Source organism: Bacillus sp. IBL03825 (assembly GCF_024712505.1).
GTDB lineage: Bacteria > Bacillota > Bacilli > Bacillales > Bacillaceae_G > Bacillus_A > Bacillus_A wiedmannii.
Genome location: NZ_JAMXKE010000001.1, coordinates 568,766 through 590,098 on the forward strand (window position 1 = coordinate 568,766; position 21,333 = coordinate 590,098).

At 33.9% G+C, this 21,333-nt stretch carries 14 protein-coding genes and 1 tRNA gene; all 15 read left to right on the top strand.

The features are described 5' to 3' along the window. Positions 1–52 precede the first annotated feature (52 nt). The 15 genes from NHG49_RS03075 (at position 53) to NHG49_RS03145 (ending at position 21,135) form a co-directional block, all read left to right on the top strand. Positions 53–772 (top strand): YebC/PmpR family DNA-binding transcriptional regulator, encoded by a 720-nt coding sequence (locus tag NHG49_RS03075; RefSeq protein ID WP_000532975.1) that lies wholly within the window; start codon positions 53–55, stop codon positions 770–772. A 146-nt stretch (positions 773–918) separates the two neighbouring features. Continuing rightward, positions 919–1,380: an NUDIX hydrolase gene (locus NHG49_RS03080; protein WP_258125548.1), complete on the top strand. Its 462-nt coding sequence runs from the start codon at positions 919–921 to the stop codon at positions 1,378–1,380. 427 nt (positions 1,381–1,807) lie between these two features. After that, positions 1,808–2,584, top strand: a complete 777-nt coding sequence (locus NHG49_RS03085) for a transglycosylase domain-containing protein (protein WP_000664702.1) — start codon at positions 1,808–1,810, stop codon at positions 2,582–2,584. Between the two features lie 188 nt (positions 2,585–2,772). Further along, complete coding sequence (locus NHG49_RS03090) at positions 2,773–3,423, top strand: DsbA family protein (protein ID WP_064477161.1); 651 nt, start codon at positions 2,773–2,775, stop codon at positions 3,421–3,423. A 114-nt stretch (positions 3,424–3,537) separates the two neighbouring features. Continuing rightward, a tRNA-Gly gene (locus NHG49_RS03095) sits at positions 3,538–3,611 on the top strand. Between the two features lie 199 nt (positions 3,612–3,810). Further along, entirely contained in the window at positions 3,811–4,953 is a 1,143-nt protein-coding gene (queG, locus tag NHG49_RS03100) for a tRNA epoxyqueuosine(34) reductase QueG (RefSeq protein WP_064477160.1), read from the top strand. Positions 4,954–4,997: 44 nt separating this feature from the next. Next, complete coding sequence (locus NHG49_RS03105) at positions 4,998–5,885, top strand: amidase domain-containing protein (protein WP_064477159.1); 888 nt, start codon at positions 4,998–5,000, stop codon at positions 5,883–5,885. A 58-nt stretch (positions 5,886–5,943) separates the two neighbouring features. Then, a complete protein-coding gene (gene trmL / locus NHG49_RS03110) occupies positions 5,944–6,432 on the top strand; it encodes a tRNA (uridine(34)/cytosine(34)/5-carboxymethylaminomethyluridine(34)-2'-O)-methyltransferase TrmL (RefSeq protein ID WP_000538149.1) in 489 nt (162 codons plus the stop codon). Positions 6,433–6,559: 127 nt separating this feature from the next. Further along, complete coding sequence (locus tag NHG49_RS03115; protein ID WP_098103511.1) at positions 6,560–8,629, top strand: sensor domain-containing protein; 2,070 nt, start codon at positions 6,560–6,562, stop codon at positions 8,627–8,629. Between the two features lie 392 nt (positions 8,630–9,021). Continuing rightward, positions 9,022–10,917 carry a PrkA family serine protein kinase gene (locus tag NHG49_RS03120; RefSeq protein WP_000353275.1) on the top strand — a complete coding sequence of 632 codons (1,896 nt, stop codon included), beginning with the start codon at positions 9,022–9,024 and terminating at the stop codon, positions 10,915–10,917. A gap of 446 nt (positions 10,918–11,363) precedes the next feature. After that, on the top strand, positions 11,364–12,539 hold the full coding sequence (gene yhbH, locus NHG49_RS03125) for a sporulation protein YhbH (protein WP_064477157.1): 1,176 nt from the start codon (positions 11,364–11,366) through the stop codon (positions 12,537–12,539). A 129-nt stretch (positions 12,540–12,668) separates the two neighbouring features. Continuing rightward, positions 12,669–15,551 (top strand): leucine-rich repeat domain-containing protein, encoded by a 2,883-nt coding sequence (locus tag NHG49_RS03130; RefSeq protein ID WP_258125549.1) that lies wholly within the window; start codon positions 12,669–12,671, stop codon positions 15,549–15,551. A 304-nt stretch (positions 15,552–15,855) separates the two neighbouring features. Continuing rightward, complete coding sequence (gene colA, locus NHG49_RS03135) at positions 15,856–18,753, top strand: collagenase ColA (RefSeq protein ID WP_078183458.1); 2,898 nt, start codon at positions 15,856–15,858, stop codon at positions 18,751–18,753. Positions 18,754–18,999: 246 nt separating this feature from the next. After that, entirely contained in the window at positions 19,000–19,548 is a 549-nt protein-coding gene (locus tag NHG49_RS03140; protein ID WP_001173143.1) for an NfeD family protein, read from the top strand. Positions 19,549–19,560: 12 nt separating this feature from the next. Beyond that, positions 19,561–21,135 carry a flotillin lipid rafts scaffold protein FloT gene (locus tag NHG49_RS03145; protein ID WP_064477154.1) on the top strand — a complete coding sequence of 525 codons (1,575 nt, stop codon included), beginning with the start codon at positions 19,561–19,563 and terminating at the stop codon, positions 21,133–21,135. Positions 21,136–21,333: the final 198 nt, after the last annotated feature.

Sequence of the window (21,333 nt, forward strand, 5' to 3'; positions counted from 1 at the left end):
TTTTATATTAATATTTTTATGTAGATTTAAAACGGGAAAGAGAGTGGAAAGTATGGGTCGTAAATGGAATAATATTAAAGAAAAAAAAGCATCAAAAGATGCAAATACAAGCCGTATATACGCGAAATTTGGACGTGAGATTTATGTGGCAGCAAAACAAGGCGAGCCAGATCCAGAATCAAACCAAGCGCTTAGAGTTGTATTAGAACGTGCGAAAACATACAACGTACCAAGAACAATTATTGATCGTGCAGTTGAAAAGGCAAAAGGCGGTTCAGAAGAAAATTATGACGAGCTTCGTTATGAAGGATTCGGACCAAACGGATCTATGGTAATTGTAGATACACTTACAAATAACGTAAACCGTACTGCAGCAGATGTACGAGCTGCATTCAGCAAAAACAGTGGTAACATGGGTGTAAACGGTTCTGTAGCTTACATGTTTGATGCGACAGCTGTTATCGGTCTTGAAGGTAAAACATCAGATGAAGTTCTTGAAATTTTAATGGAAGCAGATGTTGATGCACGTGACATTCTAGAAGAAGAAGATTCTGTTATCGTGTATGCTGAACCTGATCAATTCCATTCCGTACAATCTGCACTTAAAGATGCTGGTGTTGAAGAATTCACAGTTGCAGAATTAACAATGCTTGCACAAAGTGATGTAGAACTTCCTGAAGATGCTCAAGTACAATTTGAAAAAATGGTTGATGCATTAGAAGATTTAGAAGATGTGCAACAAGTTTACCACAACGTAGACTTAGGAGAATAATACGATAGAAGCCCTGCCCGTTTAACGGATAGGGGCTTTTTTTATGAAGTTAATTAAGTTGATGAATTAGTAAAGGTATTTTGTTGTAGACAGGGAATATGCTTATAGGGATATATGAAATAATCATTATTTCTAGGAGGTTTAATATGGAACATAAAACACCAAAGCATATTGTTGCTGTAGCAGGTTATTTAACAAATGAAAAAGATGAAGTGTTATTAGCTAAAGTACATTGGCGATCGGATACGTGGGAGTTGCCAGGAGGACAGGTGGAAGAAGGAGAAGCGCTCGATCAAGCAATTTGTAGGGAAATGTTTGAGGAAACGGGTTTAACGGTGAAGCCTATTGGAATTACAGGGGTTTATTATAATGCCTCTATGCATATTTTGGCTGTTGTTTTTAAAGTGGCATATGTGAGCGGTGAAATAAAAATTCAACCTGAAGAAATACACGAGGCTAAATTTGTTGCTTTAAATGAAGAGAACATAGATGAGTATATAACGCGTCCTCATATGAAATCCAGAACGCTTGATGCGATGAGAGCAACACATTGTATTCCGTACGAAACGTGGGAAGTGCAGCCGTATAATTTAATAGGTAGATTGTAAAGAAAAGAGTAGCCGGTTTGAGATACAATCAAATCACTACTCTTTTTTGTATACTGTTTAAGAAAAAGGTCAAAATAATAATAGTGCTAGTGTTGATTTTTAGAACGTTTGTTCTGTATAATGTATGATATATTGTATACATTTAGATTACTAGATACTTACAAATATATATATTTGTAGATGATATAATGAAAATAGGGTGTTTTAATAGGGGAGTATAGGCTTAAGGTATACTCTGCTATTGGTTTAGCATAATCTATATTCAATATTTCAGATGAATAGTAGATAAAAAAAGACTGTGATACAATACTTTTTTATACCTTACAATGATGTAAGGTATGTGTAAGAGAAATCGATGGGATGTTTTTTTACAACAAGGTATTCTTAAAGTAAGAGTTATATGCTGTGTGGAAAAGAGGTGTTCAAGATGAAAGAACGAGTATTATCTAGGGTGAACTATCATCAAAAAGTTGCATTAAATCCAATGACTAAATTCTTTTATAAAGCCATTATTTTATTATTATTGTTAAGTTGTACATTATTATTCGTTGGAAATGTAATGATCGAGCAAAGTGATATTAGTAAATTACATGTACCGGCTAAGTTAGAGGTGCCCGAATCATTAACACATGCATTTATTGCGACAGAAGATAAAAGGTTTTATCATCATAACGGTTTAGATTATATAGCGATTGTCAGAGCGTCTGTTGAGAATATAAAGGCTGGTGGTGTTGTGCAAGGCGGAAGCACAATTACACAGCAGTTATCCAAAAATGCTTTTTTAACGAATGAACGTACATTTTCTCGTAAGTGGAAAGAGATTTTCTATACGAAAAAAATTGAACGTACATTTACGAAGGATGAAATTTTAAAATTGTATGTAAGTAATATTTATTACGGAGAAGGAGCATGGGGAATTGAAAAAGCGGCAAACCTTTACTTCGGTAAAAAGGTGGACCAATTAACGCTGGCTGAAAGTGCAATGATGGCTGCTGTAGTAAAAGCACCTGCTTATTACTCACCTGCACAAAATTATGATAAGGCCGTAGAGAGACGAAATGTCGTTTTGAGATTGATGGAGAAGGAAGGCTATATCAATCATGATGAGTATGTGCAAGCAGTTAGTGAGAAATTAGTAATTCGTCATGATATAAAAACAGAGCAGTCGATGTTAAATAATGCACGTGAAAAAGCAGTAAGCTAAGTGAAGTTCCTACATAGGAGCTTCTTTTTTTTGAATAAATTGTGACAAATTGTGACACAATATCGTCACAATTATTGTATTTTTGTAATTTATGTGAGCGTGTTCATTGCGTGACGTATATAAGTGTTGATATTATGTGTAGTGTGTACAATGCTGTATACAGAATATGAATTTAAAGAGGAATGTATATGAAATCAAATAAACTCATGGCTCTTGGTGTAGTTTTTTCTATCGCAGTATTGATTGTAATCGGAACAATTGCGTATAGCATCATAAATGACAAAAAAGATAAAGGGAATGAGATGTTTGCTTATTCCACACAACAATCTTTAGGGAAAGATGATGCACCAGTTAAGGTAGTTGAATTTGGAGACTTCAAATGTCCTGCGTGTCGTACTTGGGATGTAACAGTATTACCACGATTAAAAGAAGAGTATATTGATAAAGGTAAAGTGCAGTTATATTTTATTAACTTCCCGTTCATCGGAAAAGACTCTGATTTAGGCGCAGCAGCTGGTGAGGCAATTTATAAACAAGATCAAGATTCATTCTGGACTTTCTATGATGAGATTTATCAAAGTCAAAAGAAAGATACGGAAGAATGGATTACAGAAGAATTACTTCTTAACATTGTGAAAGAGAAGCTTCCGAAAGTTGATGTAGAACAATTTAAGAAAGATTTACACAGTAAAGAAATAAAAGAAAAAGTACGTAAAGATTCAGATCGTGCTCAAAAATTAAAAGTTCAAGGTGCTCCTTCAGTATACATAAACGGAAATCTTGCAAACCCTGATTTCGATAGTATGAAGAAGGCGATTGATAAAGAATTGAAAAAGTGATGAGCTACTCATCACTTTTTCGACTTTTTTCGATAAAATTCTTGCTTCCGTTTTTTTTACATGCTATACTACCTTACATAAGTTATTCTAATATCTTATATTTATTTCATATTTGCGGGTGTAGTTTAGTGGTAAAACAAGAGCCTTCCAAGCTCTGGTCGAGAGTTCGATTCTCTTCACCCGCTCCAAATTTTATTAAATGTTTTTCTATAAATTGTTATCAACGCAGTGTTTCGTTTCTAAGATAAACGAGGCATTGCGTTTTTTAATGTTTGAAAAGCATAATTGTATGCGAAAATAAAAGTAAAGAATAGTATTCCAAAAGTGAATTGCTAACCAATATAGTCGTTACATAAGAGATGGATTCATCTGAGGAGGCGATTAAGAATGGATTTTGAACAATTAAAGCAAGATGTCATTGCGTATAGTAAAACAATTGGTATAGATAAAATAGGCTTTGCTAGTGCTTCACCATTTGAGGAATTAAAGCAGAGGTTAATCCAGCAACAACAATTAAATTATCAATCGGGATTTGAAGAGTCTGATATAGAAAAAAGAACGAACCCACAGCTTCTACTACCTGGTGCAAAATCAATTATTGCGATTGCATTAGCGTATCCTTCAAAATTAAAAAATGCACCATTAAGTAAGCGTGGAGAACGCCGGGGGATTTTTTGTCGTGCCTCTTGGGGACAAGATTATCATCTTGTTTTACGAGATCGTTTGCAAAAATTAGAAGCATACTTAATCGAAAAACTTCCCGAGATAGAAGTTAAGTCAATGGTTGATACGGGTGAATTAAGTGATCGAGCTGTTTCGGAGCGTGCCGGCATTGGATGGAGCGGTAAGAATTGCGCTATTATTACACCTGAATTTGGTTCGTATGTATATTTAGGAGAAATCATTACAAACGTTCCGTTCCCACCAGACCAGCCAATAGAAGATCAATGTGGAAGTTGTACAAAATGTATTGATATTTGTCCTACAGGTGCTTTAATACAAGGAGGACAGTTAGACTCGAAGAAATGTATTGCATTTTTAACACAGACGAAAGGGTTCCTACCGGAAGAATATCGCGAAAAAATAGGTAATCGTATTTATGGATGTGATACGTGTCAGACTGTTTGTCCGAAAAATAAAGGAATGGATTTTCATAACCACCCTGAGATGGAACCAGATCCTGAGTTAGTTAAGCCCTTATTAACACCACTTTTAACAATTAGTAATCGTGATTTTAAAGAGAAATATGGAATTATGTCTGGTTCATGGAGAGGTAAAAAGCCGTTGCAACGAAATGCAATTTTGGCACTTGCGCATTTTAAAGAGGCATCAGCAATTCCTGATTTAATTGGTGTTATGAAAGACGATCCAAGACCGGTACTTCGCGGAACAGCAGCATGGGCACTTGGGAAAATTGGTGGAGATGGCGTGGGCGAAGCTATTGAAAAAGCGATGCAACGTGAGAAAGATGAAGAGGTTCTTCATGAAATGAATCGCGGCCTTGAATTGTTAGCTCAGAAAAAAGAGTAGATAATATCTCCCTTTTTCATATTGTAATATGGGAGGGAGACGAAATGGTTGTAAAAATAAATATTGAAAAGCAAGTACAACAATTTTTAGCATATGTAACAGAGAAACGAACAAATGTAGATGGTATTGCTGAAGATTTATTACAAGTAGCACAGAGAAAGAAACAATTGTTTCAAAAGCGTAATGCAGAGATAGTGAAAGCAACTGCGGATGTTTCTTTCATGAGACAATTAAATAATAGCAATCATCAAGAAATTGATTATCAAATACATTTTAAATATTTAATTAAGCATAAAGAATTATTTTATATCGAAGAGGAACAACTAAAACGAAGAGTTTGTTTAAATAATAGCCGGGTAATAGGTGATTATGCTATTGAAGTGCCAGAAGCAGTTGGAATGAGTGAGACGTTAGAAAGGGAAGTTACAAAAGAGAAGTACGGTTCCTATCAGTACAACCGTTTAGAGGCAGTTAAATATGCAGAGCGTTGGTGGGATGATCGAAATCCTGTATATCGTAATTTCCCTGATAATTGTACGAATTTTATTTCTCAATGTCTTCATACTGGAGAAGTACCAATGAATGGATATCCTAATATTCGTAAAGGATGGTGGCAAAGGGAGAATCAGTGGAGTTGGAGCTGGGCTGTCGCACACTCTTTTTATTGGTATTTGTCAGGTGCTACAACTGGGCTTCGAGCAGAAGCAGTAGAAAGACCAGAGGACCTTATTCTTGGTGATGTCATTGCTTATGATTTCGAGGATGATGGTAGGTGGAATCATACGACGATTGTAGTAGCCAAAGACGCAGATGGTATGCCACTTGTGAATGCACATTCAGCAAATAGCCGTCGGCGTTATTGGAACTATGAAGATTCTAGTAAATATACACCACAAATGAAATATAAATTCTTTCACATTATTAATGGGTAGAGATTTTTCGCTCAAGTGGTATAATACGTAGTAGACAAAAAACAGAGGTGAATATCGCGTGGGAGTACATGTTGTTTTATATCAACCAGAAATTCCAGCAAATACAGGGAATATTGCTCGTACTTGTGCAGCAACTGGAACAGAATTACATTTGATTAGACCGCTTGGATTTTCAACGGATGATAAAATGTTAAAGCGTGCAGGATTAGATTATTGGCAGCACGTGAAAGTTACGTATTATGATTCAATTGAAGAATTTTATGAGAAAAATAAAGACGGTGAATTCTTCTATTTAACAAAGTATGGCGAGAAAGCTCATACAGCGTTTGATTATAGCAAACGTGAGAAGGATTACTATTTTGTATTTGGAAGAGAAACAAACGGCTTACCAGCTAATGTAATCGAAGAAAATTTCGATCATTGTTTACGTATTCCAATGACTGATAAAGTGCGCTCATTAAATTTATCTAATACAGCAGCTATTTTAATTTATGAAGCATTCCGTCAACAAAATTATCCGGGATTAGATTTAGAAATTGTTTATTAAAAGTCGCCATATGGCGACTTTTTTTCTAAAAATAAAAATAATATGTAATCATACATTTAAAAAAGGGTACATATTCATATAGAATGGGATATATGAATAAAAATAGATTAGACGGGTTGAGATAAATATGAAGGAACAATATAATAATCAAAATACCTTTTTAAGTATGATAGATATGGATTTAATAAGAAGAGGACTATTACATGCTATTCAAGATTTAGTATTTATTGTGAAAGTTATGGATGAGGAAACCTTTAAATATATTTATGTAAATAAGATAGGTATGGATTATGCGAAGCTAAGCGAAGAATGTTATGGAAAAACGTTTGCTGAAGTATTATCAGAAGATACGGCGGAAATATTACAAGTGCAATATGCAAAAGTAGCGAGCGAAGCGAAAGCACATACCTTTTGTGATGTAGTTAGTTTACCAAAGGGTGAGTTACATTATGAATCTTCACTTAATCCTGTATTCGACGAAGAAGGAGTATGTCAGTTTATTATTTGTATTACGAGGGATATCACAGCTCAGATTGAGGAAAAGGCAGAGATAGAGGAAAAACAAATGTTGTTTAAGTCGTTATTAGAATATAATAATGACTCCATTATATCTATGGATTCTATAGGTAGAATTACATATGCAAATCCAGCAACGTATGAAATATTTGGATATCGATATGAAGAATTACATAATAAATTTATTTTTGAATTTATTAATAAAGAATATGAAAAAGATTTTCAAATTATATTTAAAGGAGCCCTGCAAGGAAGGGCAAAACAAATTGTTTCAAAGAAATATGTTCATAAAGAAGGGTACGAGCTCTATATTTCTTTGAGAACTATTCCGATTATTGTGAACGCCGAAATTGTTGGGGTATATATTGTTACGAGGGATGTTACAAGACAAGTATTGAATGAAATGCGAACAGAATATTTAGCTTATTATGACCAATTAACGGGATTAATGAATAGAATTTCATGTGCAAATAAGTTAAATGTTTTTTTTAATGATAATACAGAGTTTGCGCTTGTTTTTATAGATTTAGATGAATTTCACCTTATTAATGATACTTTTGGTCATAAAGAAGGAGATAAAGTATTACAAAAAGTTACAGAATGTTTAAGCAGTTTTCAAATAGACGGTATGCACTTATTTAGAGAACACGATGATCAATTTGTTATGTTAATAGAAAATATAACGAAAGAACGTGTAGAGATAGTTGCAAAAAGAATACTAAAAAAGATTAGTGAACATTTTGTAATCGAAGAAGAGGACGTCTATTTAAGTGCGTCAATCGGAATTGTAATGGCTCCAACAGATGGAGAGGATGAAAAAATATTATTCCAAAGAGTTGATGCTGCTTTGGAAAAAGCAAAAGAAAAAGGAAAAGGGCATTATCAGTTTTATTGCAGTGGATTAGATTGTGAGCGTGAACAAAGATTTATAATAGAAAACCAATTGCATCGGGCTATAGAAAAAAATGAATTCTGCTTGTATTATCAGCCACAAATGAATATTGAAACGAAAAAAATAGCGAGTATGGAAGCTTTAATAAGGTGGGAGAATAAAGAATTGGGATTTGTCTCTCCCAATCAATTTATTCCGCTAGCAGAAAGAACAGGATTTATTATTAAGCTTGATGAATGGGTAGTAAATGAAGTGTGTCGGCAAATAAGTGAATGGTTAAATAAAGGATATGAAGTTGTCCCGATTGCAGTTAATATTTCAGCCAGGCACTTTCGCTCGATTACATTAATAGAGATGATTACACGGGCTTTACATAAGTACAATGTACCAGCTCATCTATTAGCGATAGAGGTTACAGAAGGGGCCCTTATGCATAAAGACATATCAAAAAGAGTATTGCTACAATTAAAAGAACAAAATTTAAAGATTCATTTAGATGATTTTGGGACGGGATATTCATCTTTAAGTTATTTAAAAACGTATCCAATTGATACGTTGAAAATCGATCGTTCTTTTATGGAAGGTATACATGTGGATGAACGTGATACGAATATTACAGCTGCAATTATTCATTTGGCTCATACTTTGGAATTGAATGTAATTGCAGAAGGTGTAGAAAAAGCGGAACAAATACAATTTTTGAAGGAAAAGAATGTGAAGTTTGTGCAAGGTTATTATTATAGCCGACCTTTATCAAAATATGATGTGGAAAATGTGTATTATAAATGATTGATAAAAAAAGTGATGTGCTAAGAAGCACATCACTTTTTATGTGTACCGGGTTTATCATTGTAACCAGATGTGAAAATAGCTGTAAGAAATGTGAGTGATACACCTAAAATTAATAATAATTTCATACTAATATCCCTCCTATTTTTCAGTTTACGAATCTTAAATATGAATCAAAATGTATGTAAGGTTCTTGGAAGAAAAGAATTTATTTAAAATGAATAGAGGTGTAAAAACTTTAATACCTATATTATACAGAATTTTCTTTGAATTTTGGAGAGAATTTTATAGCAATACTGTATATTTCATTTTGATTTAAAGAATGTTTAAGGACATCCTAGCATACCTTTTATAATAATCCGATTGAACAAGGAGATGGGGGAGGAGCTATAATGGATATTCTAAAAAAGATTGAACAGCATCGAGCAGCAGAAGAACGGTTACAATGGGAAGGTACGTTTGCGGAGTATTTGGAGCTTGTGAAGGAAAGACCATGGGTGGCTCAAACAGCACACTCTCGCATTTACAATATGATAAAAGATGCTGGAATCGAAGAAGTAGATGGTAGAAGAAAGTATAACTTCTTTAGTAATCAGCTATTTGGATTAGAGGATGCTTTAGAACGTCTTGTGGAGGAATATTTTCATCCATCTGCAAAACGATTAGATGTTAGAAAACGTATTTTATTATTAATGGGTCCTGTTAGTGGAGGGAAATCAACATTAGTTACGATGTTGAAACGAGGATTAGAAACATATTCACGAACAGATCGAGGAGCAATTTTTGCAATTAAAGGCTGCCCAATGCATGAAGATCCACTTCATTTAATTCCGCATCATTTACGGGATGATTTCTTTGGTGAGTATGGAGTTAGAATTGAAGGGAATTTATCGCCACTAAACGTAATGCGTCTAGAGCAAGAATATGGTTCAAGAATTGAGGATGTAGTTGTAGAGCGTATTTTCTTCTCGGAAGATCGCCGTACAGGGATTGGTACATTTAGCCCGTCTGATCCTAAATCACAAGATATCGCCGATTTAACAGGTAGTCTGGACTTTTCAACAATCGCAGAATATGGTTCAGAATCAGATCCACGAGCGTATCGCTTCGATGGAGAATTGAATAAGGCAAACCGTGGGATGATGGAATTCCAAGAGATGCTAAAATGCGACGAGAAGTTTTTATGGCATTTATTATCGCTTACGCAAGAAGGGAATTTCAAAGCGGGAAGATTTGCGCTTATTTCAGCAGATGAATTAATTGTAGCGCATACGAATGAAACGGAGTATCGTTCCTTCATAGCAAACAAGAAAAATGAAGCATTGCACTCAAGAATTATTGTAATGCCAGTTCCATACAATTTACGAGTTAGTGAAGAAGAACATATTTATGAAAAAATGATTCGTGAAAGTGATGTATCCAATGTGCATATTGCACCGCACACACTTCGCGTTGCAGCAATGTTTACGATTTTAACGCGTTTAAAAGATCCGAAGCGTCCGGATATTGATTTAATTAAAAAGATGCGTTTATATGATGGAGAAACGGTAGAAGGTTATAATGCGATTGATGTAGAGGAGCTGCAACGTGAATATCAAGATGAAGGTATGAGAGGTATTGATCCTCGTTATGTTATTAATCGAATTTCCTCTACAATTATTCGAAAAGAGGTACCATCTATTAACGCATTAGATGTACTTAGATCGCTCAAAGACGGGTTGGATCAGCATCCGTCAATTAGTAATGAAGATCGAGAGCGTTATATGAATTTCATCTCATTAGCGAGAAAAGAATATGATGAAATTGCGAAGAAAGAAGTACAAAAAGCATTCGTGTATTCATATGAAGAATCAGCGAAGACACTTATGGATAATTACTTAGATAACGTTGAAGCATATTGCAATAAATCGAAATTACGTGATCCATTAACAGGTGAAGAAATGAGTCCAGATGAAAAGCTAATGCGCTCAATTGAAGAGCAAATTGGAATTTCAGAAAATGCTAAGAAAGCATTCCGTGAAGAAATTTTAATTCGCATTTCTGCTTATGCGCGTAAAGGAAAACGCTTTGATTATAATTCACATGAACGTCTTCGTGAAGCGATTCAGAAAAAACTATTTGCTGATTTAAAAGATATAGTGAAAATTACAACATCAACGAAAACGCCAGACGAAAATCAGCTTAAGAAAATCAATGATGTTGTTGCACGCTTAATTGATGAGCACGGCTATAATTCCTCATCTGCGAATGAATTATTACGCTATGTAGGTAGTCTGCTAAACCGATAGTTTGATAACAAAACGCTGTCTCTTGTATTTTGCGGGACAGCGTTTTATTATCCATTTATATGTGTAAAGTGTCATACCTTGTCCAAATGTAATAAATTAAGATGCAATTTCATGAATTTATTGTCAATTATTTTTACAATATGCATATGATAGAGTAACCAACCATTCATACGAAAAAAGCCAACACAATACAATATGTTGCAAAGTGTAAATGTGTGCAACTATGCATTGTGTTTCTTTCTTATCAACGGCTGAATATTTCTTTCTAGTATGTGAGTGGCAAAATTTTGTTTAGGATGCTCGGAGTATTATATGAAAAACGTTATATATGTTTATGGGATGAATTTCGATGGGCAGTTATCTTTCATTCTAGCTTGCACAGTATAAAACAAAATTTCTAGCTTACTGTTCATAGGGGAAGACAATTACAGTAAGGAGGGAAAGAAATGGGTGAAGAAAACCAACCAAATTATACGATTTCACAGGAAAACTGGTCCCTCCATCGCAAAGGATATGACGACCAACAACGCCATCAAGAAAAAGTACAAGAGGCAATTAAGAATAATTTACCCGATCTTGTAACAGAAGAAAGCATAGTTATGTCTAATGGTAAGGATGTTGTAAAAATACCGATTCGTTCTTTAGATGAATATAAGATTAGGTACAATTATGATAAAAACAAACACGTTGGGCAAGGAAATGGTGACAGCAAAGTTGGTGATGTCGTTGCGAGAGATGGATCAGGTGGTCAAAAGCAAAAAGGACCAGGAAAAGGGCAAGGAGCAGGGGATACGGCTGGAGAAGATTATTATGAAGCTGAAGTCTCTATTCTAGAATTAGAGCAAGCGTTTTTCAAAGAATTAGAGCTGCCTAATTTAAAGAGAAAAGAAATAGATGAAAACCGGATTGAACATGTTGAATTTAATGACATTAGAAAGACTGGATTATGGGGAAATATCGATAAGAAACGAACGATGATATCCGCATATAAACGAAATGCGATGCGTGGTAAAGCCTCTTTTCATCCGATTCACCAAGAAGATTTAAAGTTCCGTACTTGGAATGAAGTATTAAAGCCAGATTCAAAAGCTGTTGTATTAGCGATGATGGATACGAGTGGATCGATGGGAATATGGGAGAAATATATGGCACGTAGCTTCTTTTTCTGGATGACAAGATTTCTACGAACGAAGTATGAAACGGTAGATATTGAGTTTATTGCTCATCATACGGAGGCGAAAGTCGTTACAGAGGAAGAGTTTTTCTCAAAAGGAGAAAGTGGCGGAACGATCTGTTCTTCTGTATACAAAAAAGCACTCGAGCTAATTGATAATAAATACTCACCAGACCGCTATAATATTTATCCATTCCATTTTTCAGACGGTGATAATTTAACATCAGATAATGCTAGATGTGTAAAACTTGTTGAAGAGTTAATGAAGAAGTGTAATATGTTTGGATATGGGGAAGTGAACCAGTACAACCGCCATAGTACCCTCATGTCAGCCTATAAAAATATTAAAGATGAGAATTTTAGATATTATATTTTAAAGCAAAAAGCAGACGTATTCCATGCGATGAAGAGCTTTTTTAAAGAAGAATCCGGAGAAAAAATGGCATAACCCCCTTAAAAAGGGGTTATTTTTTTGTTAACTTTTTATTTTTTTAGTTGACAATGATAATGAAAATCATTATCATTTATTCGAGATATGATTACATTTAGATTTATATATTTCGGAGGAGATGTAAAGTTGAAAAAAAATAAAAGAAAACATATAAATGCGATGTTAGTGGCGGCAGCTTTAGCGCTACCGTTTGCTGCGTATTCAACACCTGCTTTAGCAGCGGTAGCAATTGAGGCTAATAAAAAGGGATATTCTTTAGAAGATGGTACATATGATGCTGTTATGAAAGCATATAAAGATAAAACGAATGAGGAGTCTATGGCAACTGTTTATATAAAGAATCCTAAATTAACGATTGAGAATGGAAAGAAAATTGTAACGGCAACGTTAAGTGATAGTGATTTCTTCAAATACTTGAAAACAGAAGATATTCATACTCCTGGTGTGTTTCATGATGTAAAAGTAATATCAGAAGATAAAAAGAAAAATGGAACGAAAGTGATTCAGTTTGAAGTAGGAGAATTAGGAAAAAGATATAATATGCAAATGCATATTTATATTCCGACAATGGCCTATGATAATAAATATCAAGTGCAGTTTGAAGTAAATGCTTTAAATTTAGAAAATAATGTTCCAGAAAAGCAAAAAGAAAATAAAGAGGATAAAGTGGATCAACAAGATGAAAATGCAAATGTAATAGTTGATAAGAAATTACAACAGCATATTAATAAATATAATTTAGAGAGAAAAAATATAAATGAACCTATAACGAAGGAAGATTTATTACAAATTAAAATATTATCCATATACTCAGGTGAGGGGATAAATGAAATAGCTGGTTTAGAATATATGACAAACTTAGAGAAGTTGACATTAAGAGAGTCTAATGTAACAGACATATCTGTTATCTCGGGATTGAGACATTTGAAATATTTAGATTTATCCTCTAATCCAATTGAAAGTATTCAACCCGTTTCTAAGCTAGAGAATCTTGACATGCTCTTTTTAAGAGATAACAAAATTGCAGATCTTACACCGTTAAGTCAAATGAAAAAGATTAAAATATTAGATTTAATTGGTAATAATATAAAGGATCTTACACCATTATTTACAGTGTTATCGTTAGAAGAAGTATACTTAGCAAATAATCAAATTAGTAATCTTTCGGGTATTGAGAAGTTAAAGAATGTGAAACTACTATGGATAGGAAATAATAAAATTAGTGATGTTGAGCCTATTAGTAAAATGAGTAATCTTATTGAACTAGAAATTGCTGATAGTGAAATAAAAGATATATCATCATTATCTAAATTAGTAAAAATACAAGTATTGAATTTAGAAGAGAATTATATCTCTGATATATCGCCACTGAGTAATTTAACAAATTTACATGAGGTAAATCTTGGAGCGAATGAAATTTCTGACATAAAGTCTGTTGAGGAATTGGGTAAGCGAACTTCAATAGATATTCAAAGACAAAAAATCTTTTTAGATGAAGCAAGCGTAGATGAAGAAATAAAAATTCCAGTATACAATTTTAAAGGAGAGCCACTTCAAAATATTAAATTGAAAAATGAAGGGGCTACGCTGAGTAACGGATTTATAAAATGGAATAGTCCTGGAGAAAAAATATATGAATTTAAACTAGATACGAATCCTGCTGAAAGTAAAATAAGGTTTAATGGGATGGTCGTACAGAATATAGTTGAAAAACAAAAAGAAAGTGAAAATTTGATTCTTGATAAAACTTTACAACAACATATTAATAAAGAGAATTTAGGTAGAGAGAATTTAAACACTCCTATCACAAAAGAAGATTTATTACAGATTAAAAAATTAGAGATACTTAAAGAAAAAGAAAAAGAGATAAAAGATATAACCGGTTTAGAGTACATGACGAACTTAGAAAACCTCACTTTAGAAGGAGTAGGCCTGAAAAATATTGAGTTCATCTCAAACTTGAAACAATTGAACGATGTAAATGTATCTCATAATCAAATTGAAGATGTAACACCGTTATCTTCATTGAAAAATTTACAATGGTTAAATCTTACAGATAATCGTATTAAAGATGTAACGGTTCTTGGCTCAATGTTAGACTTACTTAGTTTAAAATTAGCTGAAAATGAGATTCGTGATGTAAGGCCGTTAATACAATTAGGTCAGTGGGGAACAATTGATGTTAGAAGGCAAAAGGTCATTTTGGATGCTGCAGAAATAAATAAAGAAGTGACAATTCCTGTATATAATTTAGAAGGAGAGCCAATTGAAAAGATTACACTAAAGAGTGAAGGTGGAACGCTTACTGATGAGGGAATCATTTGGAATACTTTAGGAGAAAAAATATATGAATTTGATTTAGATGCAGATCATTATGAGACTGGCATATTATATAGTGGCATTGTCATGCAGAATATAGTAGAAAAATTAATACCGAAAGAAGAAGTAAAAGAACCAACGAAAGAAGTTGAAGAAGCGAAAGAAGAAGTAAAAGAACCAACGAAAGAAGTTGAAGAAGCGAAAGAAGAAGTAAAAGAACCAACAAAAGAAGTTGAAGAAACAAAAGAAGAAGTGAAAGAACCGGTAAAAGAAGTTGAAGAAACAAAAGAAGAAGTGAAAGAACCGGTAAAAGAAGTTGAAGAAACAAAAGAAGAAGTGAAAGAACCGGTAAAAGAAGTTGAAGAAACAAAAGAAGAAGTGAAAGAGCCGGTAAAAGAAGTTGAAGAAACAAAAGAAGAAGTAAAAGAGCCAACGAAAGAAGTTGAAGAAGTAAAAGAATCAGCAACAGGATTGGATCAAGAGCCAAAAGAGAATAATCAAGTTGTTGAAAAAGAGGGAAGAAAAGCAGACACATTAAATAAACAACATACTAATAAGTCAGAGGAAGGCAAGAAATCTTTACCATCAACAGGCGGTGAAGCTAGCACATCGACTTTACTTTCTGGAATAACACTTGTTCTTTCCACCCTAAGTATGTTCGTATTTAGAAAGAGATTATTTAAGAAATAAATAACGTTTAATCTTATTATTAGATATAACTAATTTTTGCTTTTTCGAGAGGACATTATCATGGCAGTTTCATTAGAAACATGCATATGATGATGTCTTTTTTTATGAGAGAAGGATATTGCTGGGCATTTCTAAGTGTATTAGAAATGGAAGAAAGCAGATTATTGGCGGGAGATAAAGGTTGATTTGTTCACGATATATACAAATTGTAGGAAGAAATAATATGAAATATTGCATTTTATATTGTTTTATCTAGATTTTATGTTAAATTCTTCAAGGGAATATATAAATAGGGGGCAATGATATGAACAAGAAATCAAAGATTAATAAAGTGATGCTTAGTATTAGTACAATGGCGCTATCATTAGGAGCAATTCAAACGAATGTATCAGCAGAAGAAAAGGTACCATATAATGTATTGCATTCGAAACCAGTTGGAATAGAAAAACCAGTAGATGAGATTGGACATGTTTCTAAAGCAGAGGAAACATTATCGTTTCAAGAACGTTTAAAAGTAGGAGACTTTTCACAGCGACCAGCGTCTAGTATGAAGAGCTCAGAAGTAAAGCAAATGAAAGAAAGCTATTCAATGGCTGATTTAAACAAAATGAATAATCAAGAATTAGTTGAAACGATAGGAAGTATTAAATGGAATCAAATTACAGACTTATTCCAGTTCAATGAAGATGCAAAGGCCTTTTATAAAGACAAAGGGAAAATGCAAGCAGTTATAGATGAATTAGCTCATAGAGGTAGTACATTTACGAAAGATGATTCAAAAGGAATTCAAACGTTTACGGAAGTGTTACGTTCAGCTTTTTACCTCGCATTTTACAATAATGAATTAAGCGATTTAAATGAGAGAAGCTTCCAGGATAAATGTTTACCTGCTTTAAAAGCAATTGCAACCAATCCAAACTTTAAGCTTGGTACATATGAGCAAGATGCAGTCGTATCTGCATACGGTAAATTAATTAGTAATGCTTCAAGTGATGTGGAAACGGTTCAATACGCATCGAATATTTTAAAACAATACAATGATAATCTTCATACTTATGCAGACGATCGTATGAAAGGACAAGCTGTATACGATATGATGCAAGGTATTGATTATGATATGCAATCTTATTTATTTGAAACTCGTAAAGAGGCAAAAGATACAATGTGGTACGGGAAAATAGATGGATTTATTAGTGAAATAAATCGTATTGCTCTTTTAAATGAAGTAACACCAGAAAATAAGTGGCTCGTTAATAATGGAATTTATTTTGCTAGTCGTTTAGGGAAGTTTCATAGTAATCCAAATAAAGGTTTAGAGGTTGTTACACAAGCAATGCATATGTATCCGCGTTTAAGTGAGCCGTATTTTGTTGCAGTAGAACAAATTACAACAAATTATAACGGAAAAGATTATAGCGGTAATACGGTAGATTTAGAGACGATACGTAAAGAAGGAAAAGAACAGTACTTACCAAAAACGTATACATTCGACGATGGATCTATCGTATTTAAAACAGGAGATAAAGTATCAGAAGAAAAAATTAAGAGACTATACTGGGCTGCAAAGGAAGTAAAAGCACAGTATCATCGTGTAATTGGGAATGACAAAGCATTAGAGCCAGGTAATGCAGACGACGTATTAACGATAGTAATCTATAATACTCCAGACGAATATCAGTTAAACAGACAACTGTATGGATATGAAACAAACAACGGTGGCATTTATATAGAAGAAACAGGTACATTCTTTACATATGAGCGTACGCCAGAACAAAGTATTTATAGTTTAGAAGAGTTATTCCGTCATGAGTTTACTCATTATCTTCAAGGTAGATTTGAAGTGCCAGGTTTATTTGGAAGAGGAGATATGTATCAAAATGAGAGATTAACTTGGTTCCAAGAAGGAAATGCAGAATTTTTCGCAGGATCTACTCGTACAAATAATGTAGTACCGAGAAAGAGCATCATTAGTGGATTATCATCTGATCCTGCAAGCCGTTATACAGCAGAGCGCACATTATTTGCTAAATATGGTTCTTGGGATTTCTATAATTACTCGTTCGCATTGCAATCTTATTTATATACACATCAATTTGAAACATTTGATAAAATTCAAGATTTAATTCGTGCAAATGACGTGAAAAATTATGATGCCTATCGTGAGAATTTAAGTAAAGATTCTAAACTAAATAAAGAGTATCAAGAGTATATGCAACAGCTAATTGATAATCAAGATAAATATAATGTACCGGAAGTAGCAGATGATTATTTAGCTGAACATGCACCAAAATCGTTAACAGCAGTAGAGAAAGAAATTAGTGATACGTTGCCGATGAAAGAGGCAAAAATGACAAAACATAGCTCCCAATTCTTTAATACATTTACATTAGAAGGCACATTTACAGGTAGTGTAACAAAAGGTGAATCAGAAGACTGGAACGAAATGAGTAAACGAGTAAATGAAGCACTAGAACAACTGGCGCAAAAAGAATGGAGTGGCTACAAAACTGTTACAGCATACTTCGTCAATTATCGTGTGAATAGTTCAAATGAATTTGAATATGATGTAGTCTTCCACGGTATCGCAAAAGATGATGGAGAAAATAAAGCTCCAACGGTTAATATAAATGGACCTTATAATGGGCTTGTAAAAGAAGGAATTCAATTTAAAAGTGATGGCTCAAATGATGAAGATGGAAAAATTGTTTCTTATTTATGGGAATTTGGAGATGGCAGCACAAGTGCAGAAGTTAATCCAATACATGCATATGAAAGAGAAGGAATTTATAAAGTAGCGTTAAGAGTAAAAGATGATAAAGGTAAAGAGAGCAGAAACGAAACCACTGTTACGATTAAAGATGGAAGTTTAACAGAATTAGAACCAAATAATCGTCCAGAGGAAGCGAATCGTATTGGGCTAAACACTACTATAAAAGGTAGCCTTATCGGCGGAGATCACACCGATGTTTATACATTTAATGTAGCATCAACGAAAAATATCGATATTTCCGTTTTAAATGAGTATGGAATTGGGATGACATGGGTGCTTCACCATGAATCAGATATGCAAAATTATGCCGCTTACGGTCAAGCTAATGGAAATCATATAGAGGCAAAATTTAATGCAAAACCAGGTAAGTATTATTTGTATGTATATAAATATGATAATGGCGATGGAACGTACTCATTATCACTAAAATAAACGCTTTTCCAATGTATGTTTAACTTTACTTTTTGTGGAAAATAGTATATTATATAGATATATAATATATCGGTTATTTACTAGGAGGAGCCTGTCACAATAGGTTTCTCCTGTTCTTTTTTAGGGGCCTGTCTTACAGGCTTTTCTTTAAAGGGTAAATAACTGAAAATTAAGAACTATAATCTTTGAAAGAGGTGGGGCATACACATAACAAAAAAGGGATTGTTTAAGAAAGGGGGATAAGAAATGGCTTTGTTTGGTTATCCACTTGAAACAATTTATTTATACGGATTTATTATTGCTACTATACTTACTGTTATTTATATCTTTTTTGGAGATATATTTGAATCCATATTTAGTTTTGGAGGCGGATCGGTATCCGTTGTTACTTTATTACTTAGTTTTTTCGCCATGTTATGTGGACTTAGTTATATAGGAGAATATTTATTTTCCTTTAATAGCATTCTTATTTTTGGGGCTGCATTTGCTATATCCTTTATTGGTGTCTTCATAATGAAAATATTAATTTTAAAGCCGATTGCAGAAGCAGAACAAAACACTGTGCAGCGTATGGATGAATTCATTGGTTGTAAGGGAGAGGTCATTACGACTATTCCTACAGAAGGGTTTGGTGAAGTATTAATTTCCTCCCAATTTGGAAACAATGCAATCCTAGCTAAAACAGTTGGAAAGAAAGATATTTCACAAGGAACGGAAGTTATTATCGAGGGAGTCCAAGATGGTGTTTTACTTGTACAGAACATCGCTTATTCTTTAAAGAAACCAAAATTATAAGGGGGAATTTACATGACGATTCCATTAATTATCGGTGGAGTATTACTCGCAATTTTAATTCTACTCATTTTAGTATTCATTACAAAGTATCGAACAGTTGGACCAGATGAAGCATTAATTGTTACTGGAAACTGGCTTGGTGGCGGGAAAAATGTAGTTACCACTGATGATGGAAAGAAGATTAAGATTATTCGTGGTGGCGGTACTTTCGTAGTTCCGATTATGCAAAGAGCAGAGCCTTTAAGTCTATTAAACTACAAATTAGAAGTGGGAACACGTGATACGTATACGAAACAAGGTGTACCGATTACAGTAAATGGTGTTTCTATTATTAAAGTAGGATCTACTATTGAAGAAGTTTCTACAGCAGCTGAACAATATTTAGGAAAAGAAACAGAAGAGTTGAAAATAGAAGCAAAAGAAGTTTTAGAAGGTCATCTACGTGCTATTTTATCTTCTATGACAGTAGAAGATGCCTATAGTAATAGAGAGCAATTCGCTCAAAAGGTACATGAAGTAGCTTCTACAGATTTAAAGAAGATGGGACTTCGCATCGTTTCCTTTACAATTAAAGAAATCATGGATAAGAACGGTTACTTAGATGCACTTGGTCAGCCACAAATTGCGATGGTTAAGCGTGATGCAACAGTTGCAAATGCAGAGCGTGAAAAAGAGGCACGAATTGAAAAAGCTCGTGCTGAGAAAGAAGCGAAAGAAGCTGAGTATCAACGTGATGCACAAATCGCTGAAGCTGAAAAACATAAAGAGTTAAAAGTACAATCTTATAAGAGAGACCAAGAACAAGCTCGCGCAGATGCAGATCTTTCCTATGAATTACAACAAGCAAAAGCGCAACAAGGTGTTACAGAAGAGCAAATGCGCGTTAAAATCATTGAGCGTGAAAAGCAAATTGAATTAGAAGAAAAAGAGATTGCGCGTCGTGAAAAGCAATATGATGCAGAAGTAAAGAAAAAGGCAGATGCAGATCGCTATGCTGTTGAACAATCAGCAGAAGCGGAAAAAGTAAAACAAATGAAAAAAGCAGATGCAGATCAATATAAAATTGAAGCGGAAGCAAGAGCACGTGCAGAAGAAGTTCGTGTAGAAGGTTTAGCGAAGGCGGAAATCGAAAAAGCGCAAGGTCAAGCAAAAGCAGAAGTACAAAAAGCACAAGGTACAGCGGAAGCAGATGTTATCAGATTAAAAGGTTTAGCAGAAGCGGAAGCGAAACAAAAAATTGCAGAGGCATTTGAGTTATATGGTCAAGCGGCAATTATGGATATGGTTCTTAACATGCTTCCAAGTTATGCGAAGGAAATTGCAAGCCCGCTTAGCAACATTGATAAAATTACAGTTGTCGATACAGGCGGTGGTGGTAAAAATAGCGGCGCCGGAAAAGTTGCAGGTTATGCGACTGATTTAATGGCAACGATGCAAGAAACATTAAAAGCTTCTTCTGGCATTGATTTAAAAGAGTTATTAGAAGGATTTGCTGGAAAAGGAGCAGTACAACAATTATCAAACGATAAACCTGTTGTATCTGTAGTAGAAGATGCGAAAAAAGAAGTAGAAAAAGATAAAGAATAGTAAAGCGGGAGGAACCTCTAGTAAGTGAGATACTAGAGGTTCTTCAGTGAATTATAATATTTCGAATAATATACATTTTTATATATTGTTTTAATTATTTAATTTATATAGAATGAAAAAGGTATGTATCAACTCTTCAATAGAGAAAGAGATAGAGAGTCGCATTGATACATTTGAATCGTATGATTTATATAAAGA

Excerpts from the sequence above, each read along its gene's own strand:
- NHG49_RS03145 (WP_064477154.1), top strand. The coding sequence starts at position 19,561 with ATGACGATTCCATTAATTATCGGTGGAGTATTACTCGCAATTTTAATT.
- NHG49_RS03120 (WP_000353275.1), top strand. The coding sequence starts at position 9,022 with ATGGATATTCTAAAAAAGATTGAACAGCATCGAGCAGCAGAAGAACGG.
- colA (WP_078183458.1), top strand. The coding sequence starts at position 15,856 with ATGAACAAGAAATCAAAGATTAATAAAGTGATGCTTAGTATTAGTACA.
- yhbH (WP_064477157.1), top strand. The coding sequence starts at position 11,364 with ATGGGTGAAGAAAACCAACCAAATTATACGATTTCACAGGAAAACTGG.
- NHG49_RS03085 (WP_000664702.1), top strand. The coding sequence starts at position 1,808 with ATGAAAGAACGAGTATTATCTAGGGTGAACTATCATCAAAAAGTTGCA.
- NHG49_RS03115 (WP_098103511.1), top strand. The coding sequence starts at position 6,560 with ATGAAGGAACAATATAATAATCAAAATACCTTTTTAAGTATGATAGAT.
- NHG49_RS03080 (WP_258125548.1), top strand. The coding sequence starts at position 919 with ATGGAACATAAAACACCAAAGCATATTGTTGCTGTAGCAGGTTATTTA.
- NHG49_RS03075 (WP_000532975.1), top strand. The coding sequence starts at position 53 with ATGGGTCGTAAATGGAATAATATTAAAGAAAAAAAAGCATCAAAAGAT.
- NHG49_RS03140 (WP_001173143.1), top strand. The coding sequence starts at position 19,000 with ATGGCTTTGTTTGGTTATCCACTTGAAACAATTTATTTATACGGATTT.
- queG (WP_064477160.1), top strand. The coding sequence starts at position 3,811 with ATGGATTTTGAACAATTAAAGCAAGATGTCATTGCGTATAGTAAAACA.
- NHG49_RS03105 (WP_064477159.1), top strand. The coding sequence starts at position 4,998 with ATGGTTGTAAAAATAAATATTGAAAAGCAAGTACAACAATTTTTAGCA.
- NHG49_RS03090 (WP_064477161.1), top strand. The coding sequence starts at position 2,773 with ATGAAATCAAATAAACTCATGGCTCTTGGTGTAGTTTTTTCTATCGCA.